Genomic DNA, 21,909 nt, shown 5'->3' with positions numbered 1-21,909 from the left:
AAAGAAATATGGAATAATTCAATCTATGTCTCGTAAAGGAAACTGTTACGATAATTGCATTATGGAGACTTTTTTCGGAAGACTAAAGACCGAAATGTTTTATGGTCATGAAAAGGATTTTGGATCCTTCGATGAATTTAAGAAAGCAATAGATGAATATATAGATTATTATAATAACAGGAGAATTCAATCAAAAACAAAATGGATGCCTCCTGTAATATACAGGAAGACATCCATCAAGAGTGCCTAATCATCCAGTTGAATAATGATGTGTCCAGAAAACTGGGTACATATCAAAGATTAATCTAACTTTGGAGGTACATTTTTTATGTCTATGTATACTGTTGAATTAAAGAAAGAAGTAGTTGAATATTATCTTGCTGGAAAGGGATCATTTACAGATACTGCTGAAAAATTCTATGTAGATAGAGGTGATGTTAGGAAATGGGTTGCTGCTTACCGCTGTCACGGGCCAGATGGTCTTACAACAAAGAATGGAACTTATACTGGAGAATTTAAATTATCTGTATTAAAATATATGCAAGATACTGGCTCCTCTGCGCGTAATGCTGCAGCTCATTTCAACATACCAGGCTTTACAACTGTATGTAAGTGGAAAAGTATCTATATTGAGAAAGGTCTGGATGATTTCTAAAAAAAAGATAGAAATCAGAGAGCGTATGATGCAGGAAAAACATCAGAAGAAATCATCATCAAAACAATAGATGATCTACGTCCGAAATATAAACTTGAGCAACTTCTTTCGTTTGCAGGAATACCCCGCAGTACTTATTATCAGCGGAAAAGAATGAAACAACCCTATAAATATGCCTCGGTGAAGGAGATAATCCATCAGGTCTTCCATGAAAATAAGGGCAGATATGGATATCGGAAGATTACTTTGGAACTCTGCAATCGTGGTTATCCTTTGAATCATAAGACTGTACAAAATCTTATGAAACTGGAAAAACTAAAATGCACCATAGATTACGTAAATATCGTTCTTGAGGAGGATTTTATATGATAAATATTAAACATAAATCAATTATTGTAATTGGCTTCATAATTCTAATAGTTTTATCCACATCAGGATGTAAAAAAACAGAGGAAAACAACATTCCACCAAATAACAATACAACTACTCCTACGTTGACGCCGACACCTGGGCCCAAGCTAAGCCCTACACCTGCTGCCACAACAACCCCCTTACCTACACCAACTCAAGGTGAAGGAACCTCAACATCTAAAATAGATGAAAGTTGGATAAAAGCTTATTATGATTATATTGTGAATAATGAAGCTCAATATGCTCCTTATCTGTTGCTGATAGATTTAAATTTTGATGGAGTGCCTGAATTATTTGACATTTTTATTGCAGAAGGCGGTCAAGTTTATCAAAATGGCATAACATTTATGGAGGGAAAAGTTATGCCAATTAATAATGATAAAATGAATGTTTCTGTTTTTGTTGGCACGACGTCAAACGTAAAAGAAGAAAAAGTATGGTATACTCGATATTATCCTTTTGGTTTTCATAACTCGACGGGGTCGGAAATAGATATTAATAGTTATAACTGTTCAGATTTGTTTGATATCACAGGAGCAAATCTTTTTCAGATAGGTTTCACAAATACAAACTCTGATGGACCAGACGCTTCATCAGTTAATGTGAGTATATTAAAAGATGGTAAAAGTGTGAATGTTGCTTCACAGGATAAACAATCAATAATTAATTGGTATCTTAATGATAAAAATTCCGATTTTGGCTCGGAATGGTATAATAATCAAAGACTAGCTGTAGAGGAATTAAATTCACTTTCGCCTTTAGCAGAATTTGAAGGGGAATTAAATATACAAGAGCAAAAATCAACAAATGTTGATTTAAGTAAATGTTATACCACAACTAGCGGTAAAGATTCACTTGATTATAAACTTTTTTATAATCAGGTGATTAGTTGGTATAATGAGAATCAAATAAAACAATGGGAATTTTTTAAATAAATACACTACATAGGAGAGAAGTTTGAATTATGAATTCCGGGACGTTTATTCTATACTATATGCAGTTAGATTTCGTTAGCTGTGTTGGCAGCCGAAGCGGCAGCTAGGCGAGGATTTTTATAATCTCTGCAGAAAAGCAGCATTACCCCTTGACTCTTTCTTTAGGGAAGCCTTTATACTAGACTCATCACAAAAAACCAGAAAAGAGGTCGAAACCAATGAACAACCTAATCAAAATCAAAGATGTATCAAGCAAGTATAGCATAACAGCCCGCACACTGCGCTATTATGAGGACATGGGGCTGATAAACAGTACCCGAAGCGATGACTACGCATACAGGATGTACGACGAAAGCGCTGTCAGGCGGCTTGAGCAAATACTCATTTTACGCAAGCTGAATATTAGCATAAAAGACATTCAGCGTATTTTCAGCACGTCCAGTTCCGACATAGTTTTAGAAGTGCTGGAAAAGAAAGTGCAGAACATAGACGATGAAGTTGCTCTCCTGCATGAGTTGAAAGATATTGTTCTGGACTTCATACGTGAAATAGAACAAGTAGATTTTGCTGACAATTCCGATATAAAACTGCTGTATGACAAAGCGAAAGAACTAGAAACACAGTTGATAAGCGTTGACTATATCGGCAAGCCCTCCAATATAACCCGCTTGATTGAAATAACGGAAAAGTTAGATAAAAAGATTCCTGATATAATGGTCGTCAGGATACCGGGATTCAAAGCGGTAACGTGCGGCGACCAACCGTGGGGAGAAATGTTCAAAGAAGGCGGATATATGTACCAATTGTGGCAGCATTGTCATTTGTATAAGAGTGTGATTTTCGATTGTTTTGATTTTTTGCTGTCTAAAAATGACAAAGCCGAATGGATATGCGCCGTTAAAGACGGTGTTACCGACGTTGATGTAAGCCCTTTGAAATTAATCGATTTTCCGGGAGGCTTATACGCTATGGCGGTAAGCATTGACGAAGACGACGAGAGCATACAGAAAGTGGAAGATAAAGTTTGCCGATGGATTGAAAGCACAAATTTTGAGCTTGACAAAGGCAGCAATGTTATGTTCAATATGCCTTATTTATATGAAGATGGAAGAGATATTGCCTATAAAGACATAGAAAAGGGACTTGGCTATAAACAAATGCAAAGATATTTTCCAATCAAGTTAAAAGATGATTTCAGGTAATATACAGGGAGGCACTTATGCAAATAGGAGATAAAATAGCATTTGACAAATATGAATGGAGAGTGCTTGACATACAAAACAATACGGCTTTGATTATAACCGAAAATATTATAGAGCAACGCGCTTACCATGACGCTTATAAGGATATAACATGGGCTGACTGCTCGTTAAGAAAATATCTTAACGATGAATTTTATGACAAATTCACCGCAGCTGATAAATCAAGAATAATTCCGGTAATAAATAAAAATCTTGACAATCAGTGGTATGGTTCAAAAGGCGGAGCAGATACGAGGGACAGCATATTCTTGTTAAGCCTTGAGGAAGTGTGCAAATATTTCGGTGACAGCCGTTCAAAACTGCAAAACCGAGGAAAAAATCAAAGATATTGGTTTGAAAGAAAAGATGAAAACAACAGTAAGCGATTAGCAAGACTTCAGGGTAAAGAATGGGATTGGTGGTGGTGGCTTCGATCCCCCGGCCGCGTTAATGTAAAAGCCGTGTATATCTTCGGCACTGACGGTAATATAGGTATTCAAGGCAACAATATATTGAAAGGCAACATCAGCGATGGCAAATGTACAGGCGGTGTCCGTCCTGCTTTGTGGTTGAAGCTGTAATAGAATCGGATAATAAGCACAACACCACCCACGGTGGTCGGCTATCCATATATTGAAGTTGGTTTAGTTGTAGACAGGCTGTAGACACTTAACAGACAGTGTGCATTTCTCCTTATTTATATGGTTTGCGGACAGTGACAAAGTTCGGATCCCGTCTCGCGCTTCTTATAAAAGGTATCGCAAATCCTTACAAATCAAGGGTTTGCGATTTTTTATTGCTCGAAAATAATGTGGGTAGCATCCTTTTTCTTTTGAACGGAGCGGAATTTAACCTCGGCATGCGTATTTGGCAATTGTTTACTAAAGCGAACTAACAGGATTCGAATTGGTGCATTTATAATTCGGAAAAAAGTTTAAGGTTGCTGTACTACTATACAGAATGATATCATTTTAATAGAATTTGCTTTAGATAACATCGAATAAAGGCAGAAATATAGTTATTTATACGAGGGGGAATAATGATGAATATATTAAGACAAATGAGAATTGAAACGGAGAGATTAGTGATTAGACCATATAGGGAAGAAGATTTAGAAGAGTGCTTTAAATTAATGCAAAACAAAGAACTATTCAAATATTTGGATATGGATGTTATGTCATTTGAAGATTATAAAGGCTTATTTAATTGGTTAATTGATTGTTATAAAATAGGCTTTGATGGAGATTTTAAATATTCCTTCAATATAACCATGAAGGAAAGTGGCACCCACATAGGCTGGTGTGGCATAGGAGGAGTTGAGTTCGAACACAATCAGAAGGAGATTTTTTACTTAATAGGAAGGGAATACTGGGGGAAAGGTTACGCTAAAGAAGCATCGGCGGCATTGCTTGACTACGGGTTCAATGTCATAGGGGTAAATGAAATCGTAGGGCTTTGTAAACCAGAGAATATTGCTTCAAAGAAGGTTCTTGAAAATCTTGGTTTGAAATTTAGATATATGGTAGAAGGGCTTCCAAAGGAATTTGATTTCTATAATGGTGAACCTTTTTATTCACTTACAAAAGAAGAATACTTACAAAAAACATAAGACTTTGTTATGGTTATATAGCATTATAATAATATGTAAAGATAAAAATGGAGCTTAATTAAGTGGATATCAAGAATTGCATATGGTTATGATGTTTACAATCTTCAAATACCTGGTGGCTGTAATGTAATGCCAGAACTTTCTGCTGCTGGATTGTGGACAACACCGACTGACCTTTCTATATTTGGAATTGAGATTATGAAAGCAATTAACGGGAATAGTAGATTTATGAGTAAACGTTCAGCGCAACTTATGATAACTAAAGTTAACCAAGCGGCTCCAACAGGATTGGGATTTTTTGTATCAGAAAGAGATGGACATAGATGCTTTGGGCACGATGGCTGTAATAATGGTTATCATTCAAATATGGTATTCTCTCCTGATAAAGGAAATGGTGCAGTTGCAATGAATAATGCAGATATAGGAGCTGAAATAGTTTATGAAGTAACAGAGGCAATTTTTAAATAATGCCCAATTATTACTACAGGCACTCTGTAATTATATAGTTCAAACAGTTTATAGAGATAGTAAACAATAGTAGATATCAAAATAAATATAATGTAAAATAACACTAAAAGATTTGTATAATGACTTTGTATGTTTCTTGCATACAGAATCTTTATGGGGGTTAAGATTTTGATTACAATAAGAGAATTGTGGGATAAAGATATGCTGGAGGCGATTCAGCTTAAAGCACTTTGTTTGCCAGAGGAATTGGCAGGGATGTCAGAAGAAAAGTTAAATATAGAGAAGGAGTATTCATATTGGACTAATTGGATGCATGCAGGAATTGAAAATAATGATGTAAGAGCTTTACTTGGTGCATTTGAAAATGACAAAATGCTCGGAGTGGCTTTTGTTAGCTATGCGGAAATAGAAGATTCAAATTCTGGGATTGAATTAAATGGATTATGGGTTTACCCCGAAATGAGGGGGAGAGGAATTTCCTTAATGTTAATATCGAAAATCTTAGATTACTACGAAAAGTTAGGACTAAAAGAGATTATTGTATATAACTATCACAATTCATCTTCTAATTCATTCTATAGAAAATTAGGAGCAAAAGTGTTTAAAACAGAGCTTCAGATGGATGGCAAAATTCCTACAGATGTATTTAAATGTGATATCCCTGCAATGATAGATTACATTAGTAAGAGCACGGTAAAGTATAAGATGGATTTTTATTAGCTTTAAAATGTTTTGAAAATTATAAGCAGGAATTTGTAGGGAGGGAAAGCAATGAATGTGGAATTACAACTTGTAAAATTAGAAGAAAGAGAAATTCTTAGTAATCTGCTGGAAAAGTATGATTATGAGTTTTCACAATATGATAATCGAGATGTGAATAAACTGGGATTGTATGGGTATCAATATCTTGATTATTATTGGACAGAAAAAAACAGATGGGCATATTTTATCATTGTGGATGGAAATCTTGCGGGATTTGTAATGGTTATCGATTTTCCGGAAGTTGATGATAGAGATACGGATTTTCAAATCGCTGAATTTTTTGTAATGTATAAATATCGCCGCACAGGTGTTGGTAAACAAGCTATTTTTAAGGTGCTAGATATCCACAAAGGTAAATGGCAATTAAAACGACATCCTAAAAACTTGCCGTCTGTTTATTTTTGGGATAAGGTTATTAGTGATTATACAAACGGTAATTATGAATTAGTCAATTCATATCCCCGGACTGAATATGATGATGGTACTTTGGCAGATGTTTTCTTTTTTAATTCATAAAATAAACGTAACAACTTTGATCAATCTATAGTTTCGAGTTTTTGGCTCTCCTTTTATGATGTTACACTTTTTCCCAGCAAAGATTGACTTTCTACATCACGAAAAGTATAATTTAAGTACATTCTATATGAATTACTGAAACAAATGATTTAGTGATTGAGTAATAAATGCTATCATTAGGCCTGAAAATTAATACTCGACAAGATTTTATATTATTTTAAATTTGGAGAACAAAACATGTGGTGTCATTTTTTATATAACAACAATAGAATTCGTTAGTAAGCAGAACTTATGCAAATCAGCATAGGTGATTTTGTTGTATAATAAAGGAGACAATAACATGAAGATAGATAATAGCATTATTAAACATTATTTAAAAAATGTGATGTTTATTACAGGTACAGCATATGCTGGTAAGTCAACAATGGTAGCTTTGCTGGCAAAAAAATATGGATTAGTTCAATGTGGAGAGAATTATCACTCCCGAGTGGCAGATGAAATTATAGTGCCGGAACGTCAACCAAATCTGTGTTATTTTAAAACAATGAAAGATTGGCAGGAGTTTTTGAATAGGACACCTGAAGAATATGAAGAATGGATTCTGGGGTGCTCACTGGAAGCAGCTGAGTTTGAAGTGGCTGAATTAATTGGTATTTCTCAAAACCAACGAGTAATTGTGGATACTAATATACCCCTTTATATATTGCATGATATTGCAGATTATCATCAGGTGGCAATAATGCTGTCACCACAGGCAATGTCAGTTGAGAAGTTTTTTGACCGTGATGACCCTGACAAGGCTTTTCTAAAAGAGCAGATAATGAAAGCAGAAAATCCCCAAAAAACAATGGAGAATTTTAAAGCCTGTCTGGCTAAAGTGAATAGTAAAAGGCATTATGATGAATTTGCTGCGAGTGGATTTTTTACACTAGTAAGAACGGATACTAATAAAGACACCAAGGATGAGACTGTAAAAATCCTATCAGCTCATTTTGGACTTCAATAAAGTAATCATTTATTTTATATAATGGTGAAATCATCAGTTATAACATTTCAGAAAAACCCATATTTCTGCAGATAGTAGATATGCTGGAAAAGGCCCTTTAAAATCAGAGCTTTTATATCATGAAGAATTTGAATCTATGAAACAGTTCCAGAAGAAACTGGAGGAATATATAGAGTATTACAATAACTATCGTATTAAGAGTAAACTAAAAGGACTTAGTCCTGCACAACACAGAACTAAGTCCAAAGTAGCTTAAATATTTATGTCCAACCTTTGGGGGTCAGATCATTTTCAAGGGTTTTTTTATTGCGCTGATATGTGCACTACTTTTTGACATTGCTTTATTCATGGACTATTGGTATAGCAGTTATGTGCATATTGGCTTTTACAGAAAACAACTTTATATTTATAGTTGACAGAAGGCATACGCTTTTTTGTGAAAGTGTAGAAAGTACACATTAAAAATTGGTGTATACAAATTAATGGAAAATTAATTTTACTTTATTTATTTAACATGATAATATGGTGGCAGAAATATATGGACAGGAAGTTTTAGGAGGATTCTATGCAATTATTTATTAATAAGCTGCTAAGCAGTGTCTTACAAATTATAGTATTCACAATTGTTCCATTTATATGGTGGTTAGTTTCTGCGAAAGAGAAAGAAAGTTTTTTTTCGTGGGTAGGTATAAAAAAGATAAAATCCGAGAAAAGAACAACTGTATGGAGAATGACATTTTTTGTAACAATAGGATTTATGATTATCTCCATTTTTATTTTATATATCCTTAAAGGAACCGAGACAGCAACTTCAGATTTCGCTGGTATGGGAATAAAAGTATTACCCGCAGCATTAATATATGCTTTTCTTAATACGGCATTACCGGAAGAATTACTATTTAGAGGATTTTTATTAAAACGACTAGAAAATAAATTTGGTTTTACGATTGCAAATATACTGCAAAGTATGTTGTTTGGCATTATGCATGGAATTATGTTTATTTCTTTAATAGGTATCTTAAAAGCCGTTCTGGTAATAGTTTTCACTGCTTCGATTGCATGGTTTATGGGATATGTAAACGAGAAAAAGGCAAATGGTTCCATATGCCCAAGTTGGATAATACATAGCTTGTCAAATACTGTTTCGTCATTGATTTCTATGTTTTCAATTATTTAAATATTTATAACTTCAAACTTGTTAACGTAATCCCCCATAAAACCAGATAATATATCAAGAGATTACTACAAAAAATATGTGCACTATTATGTGCACATAAACCAGAAGTGGATGAACCCCCTTTTTGTTTCTTAAAACACAATACTTCTCTAGCCAGTAGTTAAAACTTCTGCTCGTCATTCTTTCACTGTTGGTCTGTGTAAAAAAGTATTCACTTTCAGATGAGAGTTTTCGGCTTCTTCCAGAAGCTTTTATGCTTTTTCCGTTTATTCTTTCCTTGTCAACAATCTCCATCTTATGAATATATACTTCGCTATCCAGTATATCTTCGTTTACTCGCAGGTGTAACGAGTAAACGTTATCTTGTCTGTAGTAAGAGGTGTATACATTCGCTTTATGTGTAAAGAATATGCTTCTTTCAAGTCAGATTGACTTTCTGTATGTTGAAAGATATAATTTATATAAATTTATTGTTGAAGGATGAAGAGAATGAAGATAGAAAAAGTCAATTCCAAAAACGCGATATATCAAAAGTTTGAAGTTTTGAAAAGCAATCGCAATAAAAGATATAAGTATCAAGAATTCTTAGTTGAAGGCGTTAGAAATATTAATGAAGCCATAAAAAACAAATGGGAGATTAAAGCTTTTTTATATTGCCCGGAAATGCCTCTATCAAATTGGGCCAATGGCTTATTGAGCACCATCAAGACAAGCACAAATTATGAATTATCCCAAGTGTTAATGAATGAAATCAGCGGAAAAGAAGACACTTCAGAATTATTGGCCATTCTTAAGATGAACGAAGATGACTTGGGGAGTTTGGTATTTTCTGACAATCCGGTTATAGCTCTATTTGATAGACCTTCGAATAAAGGGAATTTAGGAACCATTATCCGTTCATGCGATTCATTGGGTGTAGAAGCCTTATTAATTACAGGACACTCCGTTGACTTATATGACCCAGATGTTATCACTTCTTCTATGGGTTCGTTTTTCAACATGAAAGTTATATGTGTACCAGAAAATCAGAAAGTCTTTGATTTTATTAAAACAATGAAAAAGAATTATCCAACTTTTCAATCTATAGGAACGACTGCACACAAAGAACATCCGCTATACAACTTAGATTTGACAAAGCCAACACTGTTTATGATTGGCAATGAAACAGAGGGTTTAAGCTATGCATTTCAAGAAAATTGCGATATATTAGGAACAATTCCCATGGTTGAAACATCATATGCATCATCCTTTAATGTTGGTTGTGCTGCAACCGTTATGTTTTACGAAGCATATAGACAAAGATTTCAATTCAAAAATTGATTGTGTGCGAGGATTTGCCCGAATCTCTTCCCGCGCTCTTTTAAAAAGCATCGCAAATTCTTATAAATCAAGGATTTGCGATTTTTTCTTACCTTAAAATCATGTGTGCGGTATAATGAGATAAATTATAGTTATCATAAGTTAAGTGAACCGGAAATTATTGATATAATACAAATCAGACTGCCGGGTTGGCGTAGCCACAATTGAAATATACACAGCTGCCGCCATTGTGTGATGCTCTCAAAAAGGAGATTGCTATAATGAAAATACAAAAGGTCATATGCGTGATTTTAAGCTGTTCTATGGTTGTATTATTACAGGGATTGACGGATATTGATGAACAAATTCAAGCAGGCTTTGATCTTTTTAAAGGTAAAGTTGTATCCTTTAATAAAGATTTACTGGGGTCTGAGGAAAAATCTATTGAGCATGGAAAAACAACGCTGCTTGAAAGGTATTGGTTTGTTAAAGATATTCTAACGGATACGGACGAAGTATATGAAATTGACATTAACGCATACATTATTTACGAGAACGATAAAAACAGGGAAGGCATATCGCAAATCACTGTTACAGGCAGCGATGGTACAGAATATAAAATAGGCTACAAATGGCCCAGTTATTATAGAGAGGGCTCAGACATGTCGTACAAGGTCATAAATGCATTTAGCGAAAATGACATAGATGGACTTAAATCCATGTTCTGCGCTAAAACCCTGGAAATAGCGGACATTGATGAACAAATTCAAAAGGGATTTGATTTTTTTGAAGGTAAAGCAACTATGGGAAAAGTTGAGGGGGAGAATATAGTTTATGATGGAAATCATGATTATGATACTTCTGTCAGCGAAAATGAGATTGTGAAAAACAATGAACCGACTCAAACCTCCATAACCGTACTTAACGAAAACATTGAAACCGATGCGGGCAAGGTATATAAAATTGAATTTTACGCATATCTTCTTCATGCTGAAAATGAAACTTATAAAGGGATATCACAAATCGTTATTATAAGCGATGATGGTACAAAACAAGTCATAGGTGAAAAAACAAACTAAATGATAATTAGCGAAATATGCATAATACAAATTTGTGTGCGGGGATTTGTTCGAAGCCCGCCTCGCGCTTATGAAATCCCTTGATTTTCAAGTTTTTTGCTGCGCTGAGTGGAAGAATCTTGTAGCTCGATAATTCACGAGTGAATTTAGGGCATGCTTCCATCAGTTCTGGCAAGAACTCATGGATTATTTTTATCATAAAGCAAGGAAGTGTAGAGGCCACGTTTAAAATTGGTATACACGGGTAAAAGGGGTTAAAAGTGGAAATATATACTTGATTTTGGATGCTATTAGATTTATAATAATTAAGTTAGTATAAAAAGACTTCAATTTACTTGCGGAAGGGGCTGATTAAATTATGAAAAAAATGAATATGGTGAGAAATCAATAATTTAATATTGAAGTATGCAGAAAGCATTTGCTTCTTGCGTACAAGAACCCTTTTGTAAATACTGTATAAACAGACTTGCCAATGGGCAAGTTTTTTTGTACCCAAAATTGGAGGGAAATCATTGAAAATGAAAGAAAATGGAACAGAAATGCATGCTGTTGTTTGCGAAGTTCAACGAGAATTGTTTACGTTAATATGTGAACAGGGAGAAGTTCATGCAAAATTAAGAGGATCTTTTTATAAAGAAAATAGCATATTCCCCGTTGTAGGGGATAAAGTATTAATTTGCGTTAATCAAAGTGGATATTCTATTATTGAAAAAGTCTTTGAGAGAAAAAGTAAGTTTTCAAGAACAGATTTTTCAGGACATTTGGCAGGTGTTGGGAAATCTACTCTTTTGAATGCAATTGCAGGTGAAGAACTGATGAGAGTCAGTGAGATACGTGAAAACGATTCAAAGGGACGTCATACTACTACCCACAGGCAATTGATGATGCATTTTCAGATATAACTGAACTTTTTGGCAATTGTAAATATAGTAATTGTACACATACGACGGAAGCTGGCTGTGCAGTAAAAAAAGCAATTGAAAACATGATTATTTCTAACGAACGCTGGAAATTGTATTGTCAATTGAGAAATGAAAATGAATGGGGTCAAAAGAAAGCTGTTTATACAGCCAAACAAAAGTCAAAGGATAAAATTAGCAGGAAATAAAACATGATGGTACACTTGATGAAATGTTGTCCTATTCAGATATATATTAAAATGAAATGAAGGAAAGGGAAATGTATGATGAATGAAGTAATACTTGCAGAAAATGCAATAGCATGGGCAAAAGCACATGTCGGCTCGAAAGAATATCAGTTGAAGTGTTTAGGGTTCATAGAGGATTCACTTGAAAAAAGCAACGGGATTGAGATATTTGGTGGTGATTCCGCGAAAGAATCAGCTGCCTTATATGCTGCACATGAAAATACCGGTCTACCACCTAAAGGTACATTTGTATTCTATGGCTGTGTGGGTGTAGTTGGTGACAAGCTTGCAGATTGGGGACATTGCGGATTATCTCTCGGTAATGGTGAAGTGATTCATGCATGGAATGTTGTTCGCATTGATAATTATTTAGAGGTGGAAAGATTACCGGCAGCTCCTGGCTGGAGTCAACCAAAATATATTGGATGGGTACCACTTGAACGAATTTTGGTGGGTTATCAAAAGAAAAACTATTGACACCCATCATACTTCCTAATTTGGCATTCATGGCCGCAGGCATCGTCATTGGCATTTTGCAGGAAACTTTCTTGGAAGTTCAATAAAAGGATTTAATGAGGGTGAGATTGAGTAAATCCCAATTTAGCAGCAAAGCTGCCAATCAAAGGAGTCAAATATGTTATGAATAAACAAATTAGAAACTCTGCCAAAGCGCTTATTATTAGAGACGGAAAAATGTTGGCAATTAAGATAAATGATAATGGAGATATTTTTTATATTATGCCCGGAGGAGGCCAGAATGCTGAAGAATTGTTGACAGATGCCGTTCGTAGAGAAGTTGCTGAAGAAATGGGATTTATGGTAGAACCAAAAGAGCTGGCTTTTGTTGTTGAAGAAGTTCATGGAGAAACTTTTCATCGTGTTGATTTAATCTTTCTATGTGACTATATTGGTGAAATTGAAGATGCTGTGCTTCATGGAGATACAAATCAAGCAGGTTATGATTGGCTTGATATACAAACTTTAATTACCCAACCCTTATATCCTTCAAAACTGCGCAGGCAAATTATGAATTTCTATTATGGCGACAAGTATAAAGTATATTTGGGTAACGAGGAAATAGGTGATCCTGAATGTTTGGATTAGCAAATTACATGGAAGTTATTGCGGAAGTGAAGTTGATGAATGTATCTATTAGATAAAGCAATTGGGATATTTGCTTAACAATTGACAAAATACAGCATATGGATATAATAGGTACATAATATATAATTTGAAAGGCGGTGTCTGTTTGGTAGTGATTCTGTAATGTGCATTTATTAATTTATTTAGGACAATAGCGAGATTACCCGCTTTGTGTACTTAATTATGCCTTACAGAAAATACGAAACTGACATATAGCTGATAGAATGTATTACAGGTATAGTATTTTCGCTATATCTCTTTTCTTTTCTGTAAGGTAAACATTGAAAAATTTATTTAAGAAAGGAAAAGAAAATGAAGAATTTAAAAAGTAAAAAGTACGATAATGAATTTGTAAAAGCTAATATGATGGGACCAAATTCAATGATAGTTCTGGAGAACTTATTAGAGAATGTTCAATTAACAAGCAATATGAGAGTATTAGATTTAGGATGCGGTAATGGTCTGACATCCATCTTTCTCGCAAAAGAATACGGGCTACAGGTATTTGCAGTAGATTTATGGATTTCAGCAAGTGAAAATTATAAACGCTTTTCAAAGATGAATTTAGAAAATCAGATTATTCCAATTCATGCTGACGCGACACAATTACCTTTTGCAGACGAATATTTCGATGCTGTTATCAGTGTTGATGCATATCACTATTTTGGAAGCAATGATACTTATTTCGACTCAAACCTATCTAAAATTTTAAAGAAAAATGCTCTAATTGCTATAGCTGTTCCGGGAATGAAATACGAAATGCATAATAGTATTCCAGATGAAATGAAACCGTATTGGAGCAAGGAAGCAGTTACAACATGGAACTCTTGTGAATGGTGGAGAAAAATATTTTCAAAATCTGATAAAATTGAAATTAAGAGCATACGGGAAATGGATTGTTTTAAAGAAGCATGGCAAGATTGGTTCAAAACGGAAAATAGCTATGCAATGGCTGATAAACTTATGCTTGAAATCGACAACGGAAGATATATGAACTTAATTTCTATTATTGGGAATAGACAGCAGTAAAACCTTTAAATCAAAGTGAGTATAAGAGTTGGATGCACTGGAAAGTCCCTTTCCATTGGTGTTTTTTCGGGGGGATATTTTATGTTTAGTTTGCCAAGTAAAAAAATATATATGTTTGCAGGCGATTTTTAAGTGTTATATCGCTTTGGCGTTATAATAAATAACGGGGAAAGGAGAAGTAAAATGACTGATGTAAGAAGAGTGAATGGAGGATACACTTTAAAATAACCTCTATAAATTTAAGGAGGAAGTTTAATGATAGTTTATATCGAAGATGAGAAACAAAAAGAATTGATTTCAAGTACTATATTATCTGATTTACCTGATTGGTTTGGGTTACCGGATAGTACAGCCGAATACATTAGATGCAGTAAAGAACTGCCTTTTTGGGCAGAGATAGAAAATGATACAGCAAAAGGGTTTATTACTTTAAAAGAAACAAGTTCATATACTGCTGAAATTTATGTTATGGGTGTACGAAAGGCAGTACATAAAAATGGTATTGGAAAGAAATTATTTGATGCGTTTTATTCTTATGCAAAAGAGCATGGCTATTCGTTTATACAGGTAAAAACCGTAGAAGAAGGTCACTATGACGAATACGACAGGACAATTCAGTTTTATAAAAAATTAGGTTTTAAAGAACTTGAATGTTTCCCTACATTATGGGATGAATGGAATCCTTGTCAAATTTATATAATGGCAATTAAGTAAATCCGCATTTTTGATTCGGATTTTGCTTCATATCCTATTTCCGGCTCTTTTAATTTCACCAGAAACCTTGAGAATTCAGGGGTTCTGGTGATTTTTATCAACATTGTATTGATGGATAAAAATAAAATATTATAATATGGTAATAGAGATTTCAGAGAATTACAGGAGTAAAATAAATAGTAATTTATATGGAGCTGGGAATGTGAGTGCAGAAATAAAAATGGTAGATTATTCTGATATTTCATTTGCAATGAAGCTGATCGAAGAATGCTTTGATAAGTTTGTTGCACCGGATTATTCAGAAAAAGGAATCAGAATATTTAAAGACAGCTTTATACATAACCAGAGGTTTATTGATAAATTTTCTGATGGGAGTGAGAGAATGTATGGAGCATATAGTGAGGGAATCCTTGTTGGATGTCTTTCTATAAGCAATCATAATACGATCTCATGCGTGTTTGTAAAAGGAGAATTTCATAGAAAAGGAATAGGTACTTTGCTATTTGATACGGTAATAAAGGAATTGAAAGAGCATAATCAAAGATTCATTAAGCTTAATGCTTCCCCATATGCTGTTCCGTTTTATCATGCGATTGGTTTTGAAGACATTGGAGAAGCGGTTGATTATGAAGGAATCAGGTATACACCTATGATATATGATTTCTTTATGTGCGATTAGGTATGGTGTCAATTATCATTGATGCTTACAAAAAACGTTTTCTTTTTAAATTGTATAATATTGACTTAATTCGACAATAGTGGTATTCTTCTAAATAATACCAGTTAATTATGAGGGAAAAGGAGACGTTAAAAGAGGTTATGGACGCTATTAATCAAGGGGAAAAAGTCAGGAAGTTTAATGAGAAAAAGGAAAGAAACAAAGTTATTAATAAGTTTATATTTCTGGGAACTACAATTTTATATGCATTATATATAGGGGTTCTGGTTGGGAATTGCCTGTCAAAGGAAATTCCTTTTATATTGGCTGTCATTCTTATTGTTTTGTGCTGTCTTGCAACGGGCATCAATGCCTTCACTTTTATGAAAAAAGCAACCAGTAATATATTGGGATGGGGAAGCTTAACCAGTTACATGATTATCTACTCTATTTTTCTTTTTAGTAATGGAAGCAGTTTTGTCAGAATTAGTGCGATACCTGTACTAGTTGCAGTAATTTTATTTTATGATACCAAATTAGTAAAAATCTTCTGTATTTGGAATGCTGTTATTAATATCATTTATTCGGTTTTATTAGTTATGTCAAAATCCGATAATATGCTGCAGAATATCCTGGAGCTGATTATTATCTTATTGACACTTAACACCATATATAAATGTACGGATATTGGACACCGGTTTTCTCATGATTCCCTGCATGCTGTTAAGGATCAACAGGAAATGCAGGAAGAAATGTTAAGTGATATACTAGAGATTGCCAGGATTGTTAAAAATGCTGCCTCTCAAAGTAACCAAATAGTGCAAAGTTTAGGTGAATCCACTCAAATTGTCAACACTGCCATTGGAGAGATTTCTGCCAGTACGCAGACTACCGCCAGTAACATTCAGGAACAGACCGTTATGACACAGACAATCCAGCAATCTATCAATCAAACGGTACAATATTCTGAAAAGATGGTAGTGATTGCTGACAACTCATCCGAGGCTATTGGTAGTGGGCTGCAGATAATGGGGAACTTAAAAGAGCAGTCAGCGTACATTGCATCAGCAAATGCAGCAGTAGTTAATTCTATGGAGAAGCTGCAGGATAAGATGAAAGAAGTCCAGGATATAGCAGGTATCATTTTCAGCATATCCAGCCAAACCAATTTACTGGCATTGAATGCTTCGATAGAGAGCGCCAGAGCAGGAGAAGCAGGAAAGGGATTTGCTGTTGTAGCAGAGGAAATCAGGCACCTGGCAGAACAGACCAGAAATTCTACCGAGAATATAAAGAGGATAATTGACGAATTGAACCAGAATGCAGCAGAAGCCACTGGTAATGTAAAGGAGTCTATTGTATCTGCAGAAAATCAGGGAAGCCTTATCACAACAGCATCGCAAAGTTTTGAAAAGATAAATGAAGATGTAAGTACATTATCCGGACATATTGAAGAAATTGATAAGATGCTGTCAGAGCTGGCAGAAGCGAATAATCAGATTGTTGACAACATCAGTCAGTTGTCAGCCACAACGGAAGAAATCACGGCAGGCTCCGAAGAAGTATCAGCAATTAGTGAAAAAAATCTTCAAAATGCGGAAAGTACGAAGGAATACCTGAAAGAAGTGCTTCACACAACAGAGCGGTTTGATAAATACCTGGAGAATTAGTGATATTTTGTTTATATAAAAACAGATGATTCATATAACAGACAGATAAACTATGATTTGTGGAGACGAATTATCATGAAAAAAATATTAAAGTATATAGGTATTGTTTTATTGATTCTCTTACCATTCGCGGTGTTATTTGTTCCAATTGGGAATAATATTATTCTTGATAAATATACCAATAAATTAAAACATGTTAAATTAAACGCAGATTATGAAGTATTAGCAAAAGATAGTGAATGCGGGAAATTAGTAGGAAACGGGAATGGAATGCAATATTTTTCAGCATTATTAATCCACTCAAAGGAACCTTTGAAATGGGAGAATAAACACGAAGAAGGCATATTTCTTGTTGCCGTAAATAATGATTCCTTTAATGATTTTATAGAGGGATACGATTTCGGGAGTTCCTGCAATAACATTAAGAAGAAACTGGAGAAAATTAATAATACCGAAAATCACTATGTGATGTATTCATTTTACAATGCAGATCTGGATTCAATATGGAATGATGATTTACGAGCTCATTAAATTCATATAAGCCGGAGCTGTTTTGAGGATTAGCGGTGCCGGCACAAAGATACCTTTTAAAAACCTGCCAGCTATGAAAAATAGCTGGCAGGTTTTTGTTCTCAATTAAGAATGAGAGCATCATTTTATGACTTATATATCATAAAGATATAAATAGATATCTTTGAGTTTAAAATATTTTACCTGTAATAAACTTGAATTATATTACGGTTAGTGATATATTTATTACAGTAAACGTAATAGTAGAAGGAGAGAGTGCGTGAGAGATAATACAAAAGGAGGGGCTCTGACAGAAGTTACATTCTTCATTTTGCTGGCCTTATATGAAGCAAGACATGGGTATGGCATAATGCAGTTCGTGGAGAAAGAGACCCAGGGGCGCTTGAATATAGGAGCTGGTTCTTTGTATGGTGCGCTAAATGTTCTGCTGGAAAAAGGATGGATCTGCCATGCCGATGCTGGGACCGGGCGCAAAAAAGAGTATCTGATAACTGAAACAGGAAAAAAAATCGCAGAAGCTGAATTGATAAGATTAAAAAGCTTAACTGTAACAGCTTCAAGAATTATTGGGGGTAAAGGTTGAAAGAAAATATAAAAATGAAAAAATATTACCGCTTTTTTGGCGGACGGTTAAGTACACAGGAAAGATGGTTAAATGAAATGGCACATAAAGGATATCATCTGGTTAAAACAAGTAAGATTTCTTATGAATTTGAGGAATGTCAACCGGATCAATATCAATATTCTGTGGAGTTTGTTGCAAATCAATCTTATAAAAAAGAAAGAGAATACCGTGATTTCCTTGAAGAAATGGGCTATACCGTGTTTTATAAAAATATAAATCTGAATTTTTCCAGATACAAGATGGTTTGGAGACCTTATGGGAGCGGTACTGGACAAATTTCTGCCAATCCCGGAAGCTATAATAAAGAATTGTTTATTGTTAAAAAGAAAAATGACGGGCGTCCCTTTGAATTGCATACAACAAATACAGATATCGCTGCTTATTATAAACCAATAAGAAATGCATGGTTGACGAGTGTAATACTGTTCGTTGCATTATCTCTTTGGCAATATATCAGTAACCAGACTTTTTCAAAAGAGGTAATCATTTTCGGCCTAATTGGAATTCTGTTTCTAATTCCTGTTATTTTCTATCAAAAAGAAATCTGCCATTTTGTTAAGGCAGCAAAAGCAAAAGAGTAAATCAGCAGGTGTTATCATTGAAAAAATCTATTTTTAAAGTTGCAGATAAAGTATTGGAGGAAGAGGCCTGTGGAAAATAAAGAAAAAATAATCAACGCATATGCATCAGGAAATGAAATTAACCGTGCAGCAGAAGCTGGAACGTATGGGATGGAGTTTATAAATACCAAGAAAATACTGAAAGGATATATAGCAAGAGACAAGCGGGTTCTTGAAATTGGATGCGGCGGAGGATACTACGGAATGTATTTTGCGGCTTCTTGCCAGGAATATACAGGCGTTGATTTATCTCCTGCAAATATTCAGGTATTTAAAGAACTGATAAAAGAAAAGGGGTACGATAATGTAAAAGCAGAGGTTGGAGATGCAACTGATTTATGCAGCATAGAAGATAACAGTTTTGATGTTGTATTGTGCCTTGGTCCCATGTACCATTTGAACCCGGAAGGCCGTTCAAAATGTATGGCAGAATGTGAGAGAATCTGCAAACCGGGTGGTACTGTAGCAATTGCATTTATCAATAAGGCGGGAGTTATTGCGAAATTTGCACCTGTATTCGGATGGGACAAAATATTAACATCTAAGATTGATGATTATGTACTGACTCAGGGCATTGATGATATAAATCCGGATATTTTCTTCTATACAATGCCGGAGGAAATGATTGCAGAGTCTATGAAGGCAGGACTTACTTATGAACGCTTGGCAGGACTGGACTTTCTGCTTTCAGATGATGTAATAGCAAATTTAAGTGAGGAACAGCGAAAAGTATGGTTTCATCTTTCGGATTTGATTGTAGCCAGTGAATATTGCACCGGTTTAGCGAACCATGCAATGCTGATTTGCAGAAAGCAGTAATTGTATAAAACAAAACCTCTATGGAAAGCATACTTGACATTTGGAAAGGAAAGTATTATAGTACTCTTATGGAAAGTGAACTTTACATAGAAAGGAGGCTCCTCTTGAAAAATCGTCTTGAAGAAATACGGAAAAGCAAAGGAATTAAGCAGGAAGATTTAGCAGCAGTGCTTGAAGTGTCGAGACAAACAATCGGCTCTCTTGAAAACGGCAGGTATAATCCATCCATTATCTTAGCATTTAAAATTGCCCGTTACTTTAACATGAGTATTGAAGAAATTTTTATCTATGAGGAGGAGATACAATGAAAAATCATAGAATCAATTATTATATATCCGGAGCAGGCTTATTATTGCTTGGAGCAGGGCTATTCTGGATAAAGACTTTATCCGATCCTCAGGGGGTTATGCGCGCTCTGCCATATATTTTTATCGGCATTGGATGCGGGGGATTCGGCCATGGTATGGGAAATATCATAAACTTCAGAGCATTAAAGAATAATCCTGACGCTGCAAAGCAAATTGAAATTGAGAAGACGGATGAACGTAATATTGCAATTGGAAACCGGGCGAAAGCCAAAGCTTATGACATGATGATATTTGTTTTTGGGGCATTAATGCTTTCATTTGCATTAATGCAGATAGATATAACTGCCGTTTTACTGCTGGTCATTGCTTATTTATTTGTCATTGGATACAGTATTTATTATCGATCCAAATACGAGAAGGAAATGTGAGATAAATATCAGCACAGGTACAATGCAGGGGAGCGCTCCCTGTAAGTTAGACATGGAGAAATAAGCTGTGCTAAACTTACAGGGAAGAGTTTACCCCGCATTAAATAGGAGATGTTACCTGGAAATTAATTCTTTCGTGCAACAATTAAAAATCTGTGTTCTCTGTTGGATATATAGCCTTTCTGCTTTCTTTCTTTTTCTAAGGCTTTTATTTGATCAAAATATTTGCGGGCAGAGAAATCTGGAAATTCCCATACTATTTGCTTAGCAAAATAAACTACGGCACCAAGGTCAAATAATTTCATCAGCGGCATTTCTTCCATTTGCTCAAGAACTGTAAAGCAGTGGCCCTGTAACAGCTCGACATTATGCTGTAAATCATGGTGAGGAAATGGCAGAGGAATCTGTCCAAGCAATTTTTCAACCAGCTCTCTGTCGTTTTGCCCGCCCACCTGCTGCGTTATAAAATACCCGCCAGGCTTAAGTACCCGGTAAACTTCAGAGGCATCAAAGGATTCGTGCCTGTTAATCACTAAATCAAACTGCTCGTCCGGATAATCTAATTTGTCATTCTCACCTACGTATCTTACCGTTATACCCAAAGGCTCTAAGCGTTCCCTGCATAAGCGCAGATTGGGCTGATAGCCTTCTGTAACAGAAATCAAAGGATATGGATGGCCTAAGTATAGGATAAACTCACCGCCGCCCGTTCCCATATCGAGAAGAATGTCCGTAGGTTTCCTATATTTATTTATAATAGATGTGTAATCCCAGGAAAGCATTTCACTTTCCCATCTGCTGTCAAGATAGGTAAAATCCCATCCCTGAAAGGCGTGTTGTTCTTCTTTTAATAAATACTCCATTAATTCTAAATCATTCATAATGCACTTCTCCTTGTAATTTATTTATAAGGAAACCGGTGCAGTTCTGATAACATTTCACTATATAATTTTCCTCGATGCAATATGCTGCCAGACGGCTTATGAATAAGCCTTAAACTGCACCGAGTAGTTATCTCGCATTTTCCACATAAGGTGTTCACCCCTTTATACTGCCCTG

General features: G+C 34.9%; 28 protein-coding genes and 1 pseudogene. 28 read left to right on the top strand and 1 reads right to left on the bottom strand.

Going from position 1 to position 21,909, the window contains the following annotated elements:
- The 28 genes and pseudogenes from BUF11_RS16440 to BUF11_RS16300 form a co-directional block, all read left to right on the top strand.
- Window positions 1–250 (top strand): IS3 family transposase (locus BUF11_RS16440; RefSeq protein WP_139243435.1); only part of this gene is annotated, 250 nt, incomplete at its 5' end.
- Between the two features lie 78 nt (window positions 251–328).
- Complete coding sequence (locus BUF11_RS16435; RefSeq protein WP_073589934.1) at window positions 329–655, top strand: helix-turn-helix domain-containing protein; 327 nt, start codon at window positions 329–331, stop codon at window positions 653–655.
- A 153-nt stretch (window positions 656–808) separates the two neighbouring features.
- Window positions 809–1,024 carry an IS3 family transposase gene (locus tag BUF11_RS16430; protein WP_073589933.1) on the top strand — a complete coding sequence of 72 codons (216 nt, stop codon included), beginning with the start codon at window positions 809–811 and terminating at the stop codon, window positions 1,022–1,024.
- Entirely contained in the window at window positions 1,021–2,001 is a 981-nt protein-coding gene (locus BUF11_RS16425) for a hypothetical protein (protein WP_073589932.1), read from the top strand. Before BUF11_RS16430 ends, BUF11_RS16425 begins: the two co-directional genes overlap by 4 nt.
- Before the next feature lie 218 nt (window positions 2,002–2,219).
- A complete protein-coding gene (locus tag BUF11_RS16420; RefSeq protein WP_073589931.1) occupies window positions 2,220–3,203 on the top strand; it encodes a MerR family transcriptional regulator in 984 nt (327 codons plus the stop codon).
- Between the two features lie 17 nt (window positions 3,204–3,220).
- On the top strand, window positions 3,221–3,823 hold the full coding sequence (locus tag BUF11_RS16415; RefSeq protein WP_073589930.1) for a DUF6273 domain-containing protein: 603 nt from the start codon (window positions 3,221–3,223) through the stop codon (window positions 3,821–3,823).
- Between the two features lie 458 nt (window positions 3,824–4,281).
- Window positions 4,282–4,851: a GNAT family N-acetyltransferase gene (locus tag BUF11_RS16410; RefSeq protein WP_242952391.1), complete on the top strand. Its 570-nt coding sequence runs from the start codon at window positions 4,282–4,284 to the stop codon at window positions 4,849–4,851.
- Between the two features lie 129 nt (window positions 4,852–4,980).
- Complete coding sequence (locus tag BUF11_RS16405) at window positions 4,981–5,319, top strand: serine hydrolase (protein ID WP_073589928.1); 339 nt, start codon at window positions 4,981–4,983, stop codon at window positions 5,317–5,319.
- A 168-nt stretch (window positions 5,320–5,487) separates the two neighbouring features.
- Window positions 5,488–6,039: a GNAT family N-acetyltransferase gene (locus tag BUF11_RS16400; protein WP_073589927.1), complete on the top strand. Its 552-nt coding sequence runs from the start codon at window positions 5,488–5,490 to the stop codon at window positions 6,037–6,039.
- A 51-nt stretch (window positions 6,040–6,090) separates the two neighbouring features.
- Window positions 6,091–6,597: a GNAT family N-acetyltransferase gene (locus tag BUF11_RS16395; RefSeq protein ID WP_073589926.1), complete on the top strand. Its 507-nt coding sequence runs from the start codon at window positions 6,091–6,093 to the stop codon at window positions 6,595–6,597.
- A 340-nt stretch (window positions 6,598–6,937) separates the two neighbouring features.
- Window positions 6,938–7,603: a hypothetical protein gene (locus tag BUF11_RS16390; protein WP_073589925.1), complete on the top strand. Its 666-nt coding sequence runs from the start codon at window positions 6,938–6,940 to the stop codon at window positions 7,601–7,603.
- A 91-nt stretch (window positions 7,604–7,694) separates the two neighbouring features.
- A pseudogene (locus BUF11_RS24770) lies at window positions 7,695–7,859 on the top strand (IS3 family transposase); the annotation flags it as partial.
- 309 nt (window positions 7,860–8,168) lie between these two features.
- Entirely contained in the window at window positions 8,169–8,780 is a 612-nt protein-coding gene (locus BUF11_RS16380) for a CPBP family intramembrane glutamic endopeptidase (RefSeq protein ID WP_073589924.1), read from the top strand.
- Window positions 8,781–9,269: 489 nt separating this feature from the next.
- On the top strand, window positions 9,270–10,100 hold the full coding sequence (locus BUF11_RS16375; RefSeq protein ID WP_073589923.1) for a TrmH family RNA methyltransferase: 831 nt from the start codon (window positions 9,270–9,272) through the stop codon (window positions 10,098–10,100).
- A 260-nt stretch (window positions 10,101–10,360) separates the two neighbouring features.
- Window positions 10,361–11,158 carry a DUF5104 domain-containing protein gene (locus BUF11_RS16370; protein ID WP_073589922.1) on the top strand — a complete coding sequence of 266 codons (798 nt, stop codon included), beginning with the start codon at window positions 10,361–10,363 and terminating at the stop codon, window positions 11,156–11,158.
- Window positions 11,159–11,676: 518 nt separating this feature from the next.
- Window positions 11,677–12,060 carry a GTPase RsgA gene (gene rsgA, locus BUF11_RS16365; RefSeq protein ID WP_242952393.1) on the top strand — a complete coding sequence of 128 codons (384 nt, stop codon included), beginning with the start codon at window positions 11,677–11,679 and terminating at the stop codon, window positions 12,058–12,060.
- A gap of 281 nt (window positions 12,061–12,341) precedes the next feature.
- Window positions 12,342–12,782: an NlpC/P60 family protein gene (locus BUF11_RS16355; RefSeq protein ID WP_073589919.1), complete on the top strand. Its 441-nt coding sequence runs from the start codon at window positions 12,342–12,344 to the stop codon at window positions 12,780–12,782.
- A 162-nt stretch (window positions 12,783–12,944) separates the two neighbouring features.
- Window positions 12,945–13,409: an NUDIX domain-containing protein gene (locus BUF11_RS16350; protein ID WP_073589918.1), complete on the top strand. Its 465-nt coding sequence runs from the start codon at window positions 12,945–12,947 to the stop codon at window positions 13,407–13,409.
- Window positions 13,410–13,760: 351 nt separating this feature from the next.
- Entirely contained in the window at window positions 13,761–14,477 is a 717-nt protein-coding gene (locus BUF11_RS16345; protein ID WP_073589917.1) for an SAM-dependent methyltransferase, read from the top strand.
- Window positions 14,478–14,732: 255 nt separating this feature from the next.
- The gene (locus BUF11_RS16340) at window positions 14,733–15,191 is read left to right on the top strand and encodes a GNAT family N-acetyltransferase (protein WP_073589916.1); all 459 of its coding nucleotides are present in this window, start codon (window positions 14,733–14,735) and stop codon (window positions 15,189–15,191) included.
- Between the two features lie 136 nt (window positions 15,192–15,327).
- Window positions 15,328–15,870 carry a GNAT family N-acetyltransferase gene (locus BUF11_RS16335; protein WP_084558709.1) on the top strand — a complete coding sequence of 181 codons (543 nt, stop codon included), beginning with the start codon at window positions 15,328–15,330 and terminating at the stop codon, window positions 15,868–15,870.
- Window positions 15,871–16,010: 140 nt separating this feature from the next.
- On the top strand, window positions 16,011–17,519 hold the full coding sequence (locus BUF11_RS16330) for a methyl-accepting chemotaxis protein (protein ID WP_073589915.1): 1,509 nt from the start codon (window positions 16,011–16,013) through the stop codon (window positions 17,517–17,519).
- Between the two features lie 75 nt (window positions 17,520–17,594).
- Entirely contained in the window at window positions 17,595–18,050 is a 456-nt protein-coding gene (locus BUF11_RS16325; protein WP_073589914.1) for a hypothetical protein, read from the top strand.
- A 259-nt stretch (window positions 18,051–18,309) separates the two neighbouring features.
- The gene (locus BUF11_RS16320) at window positions 18,310–18,633 is read left to right on the top strand and encodes a PadR family transcriptional regulator (protein WP_073589913.1); all 324 of its coding nucleotides are present in this window, start codon (window positions 18,310–18,312) and stop codon (window positions 18,631–18,633) included.
- Complete coding sequence (locus tag BUF11_RS16315) at window positions 18,630–19,256, top strand: DUF2812 domain-containing protein (protein ID WP_242952390.1); 627 nt, start codon at window positions 18,630–18,632, stop codon at window positions 19,254–19,256. Before BUF11_RS16320 ends, BUF11_RS16315 begins: the two co-directional genes overlap by 4 nt.
- A 69-nt stretch (window positions 19,257–19,325) precedes the next feature.
- Window positions 19,326–20,114, top strand: coding sequence for a class I SAM-dependent methyltransferase (locus BUF11_RS16310; protein WP_073589912.1), 789 nt, complete (start codon window positions 19,326–19,328; stop codon window positions 20,112–20,114).
- Between the two features lie 104 nt (window positions 20,115–20,218).
- Window positions 20,219–20,422 carry a helix-turn-helix transcriptional regulator gene (locus BUF11_RS16305; RefSeq protein WP_073589911.1) on the top strand — a complete coding sequence of 68 codons (204 nt, stop codon included), beginning with the start codon at window positions 20,219–20,221 and terminating at the stop codon, window positions 20,420–20,422.
- Window positions 20,419–20,850, top strand: coding sequence for a DUF6442 family protein (locus tag BUF11_RS16300; RefSeq protein ID WP_073589910.1), 432 nt, complete (start codon window positions 20,419–20,421; stop codon window positions 20,848–20,850). Before BUF11_RS16305 ends, BUF11_RS16300 begins: the two co-directional genes overlap by 4 nt.
- A 125-nt stretch (window positions 20,851–20,975) precedes the next feature.
- Here the strand turns inward: BUF11_RS16300 and BUF11_RS16295 are convergent, their stop codons facing one another.
- On the bottom strand, window positions 20,976–21,731 hold the full coding sequence (locus BUF11_RS16295) for a class I SAM-dependent methyltransferase (protein ID WP_073589909.1): 756 nt from the start codon (window positions 21,729–21,731) through the stop codon (window positions 20,976–20,978).
- Window positions 21,732–21,909 lie beyond the last annotated feature (178 nt).

It is taken from the genome of Anaerocolumna xylanovorans DSM 12503 (assembly GCF_900143645.1).
GTDB classification, from domain to species: domain Bacteria; phylum Bacillota; class Clostridia; order Lachnospirales; family Lachnospiraceae; genus Anaerocolumna; species Anaerocolumna xylanovorans.
Note: the sequence above shows the minus strand (reverse complement) of the source record. Positions and strands in the feature narration are given on the sequence as shown.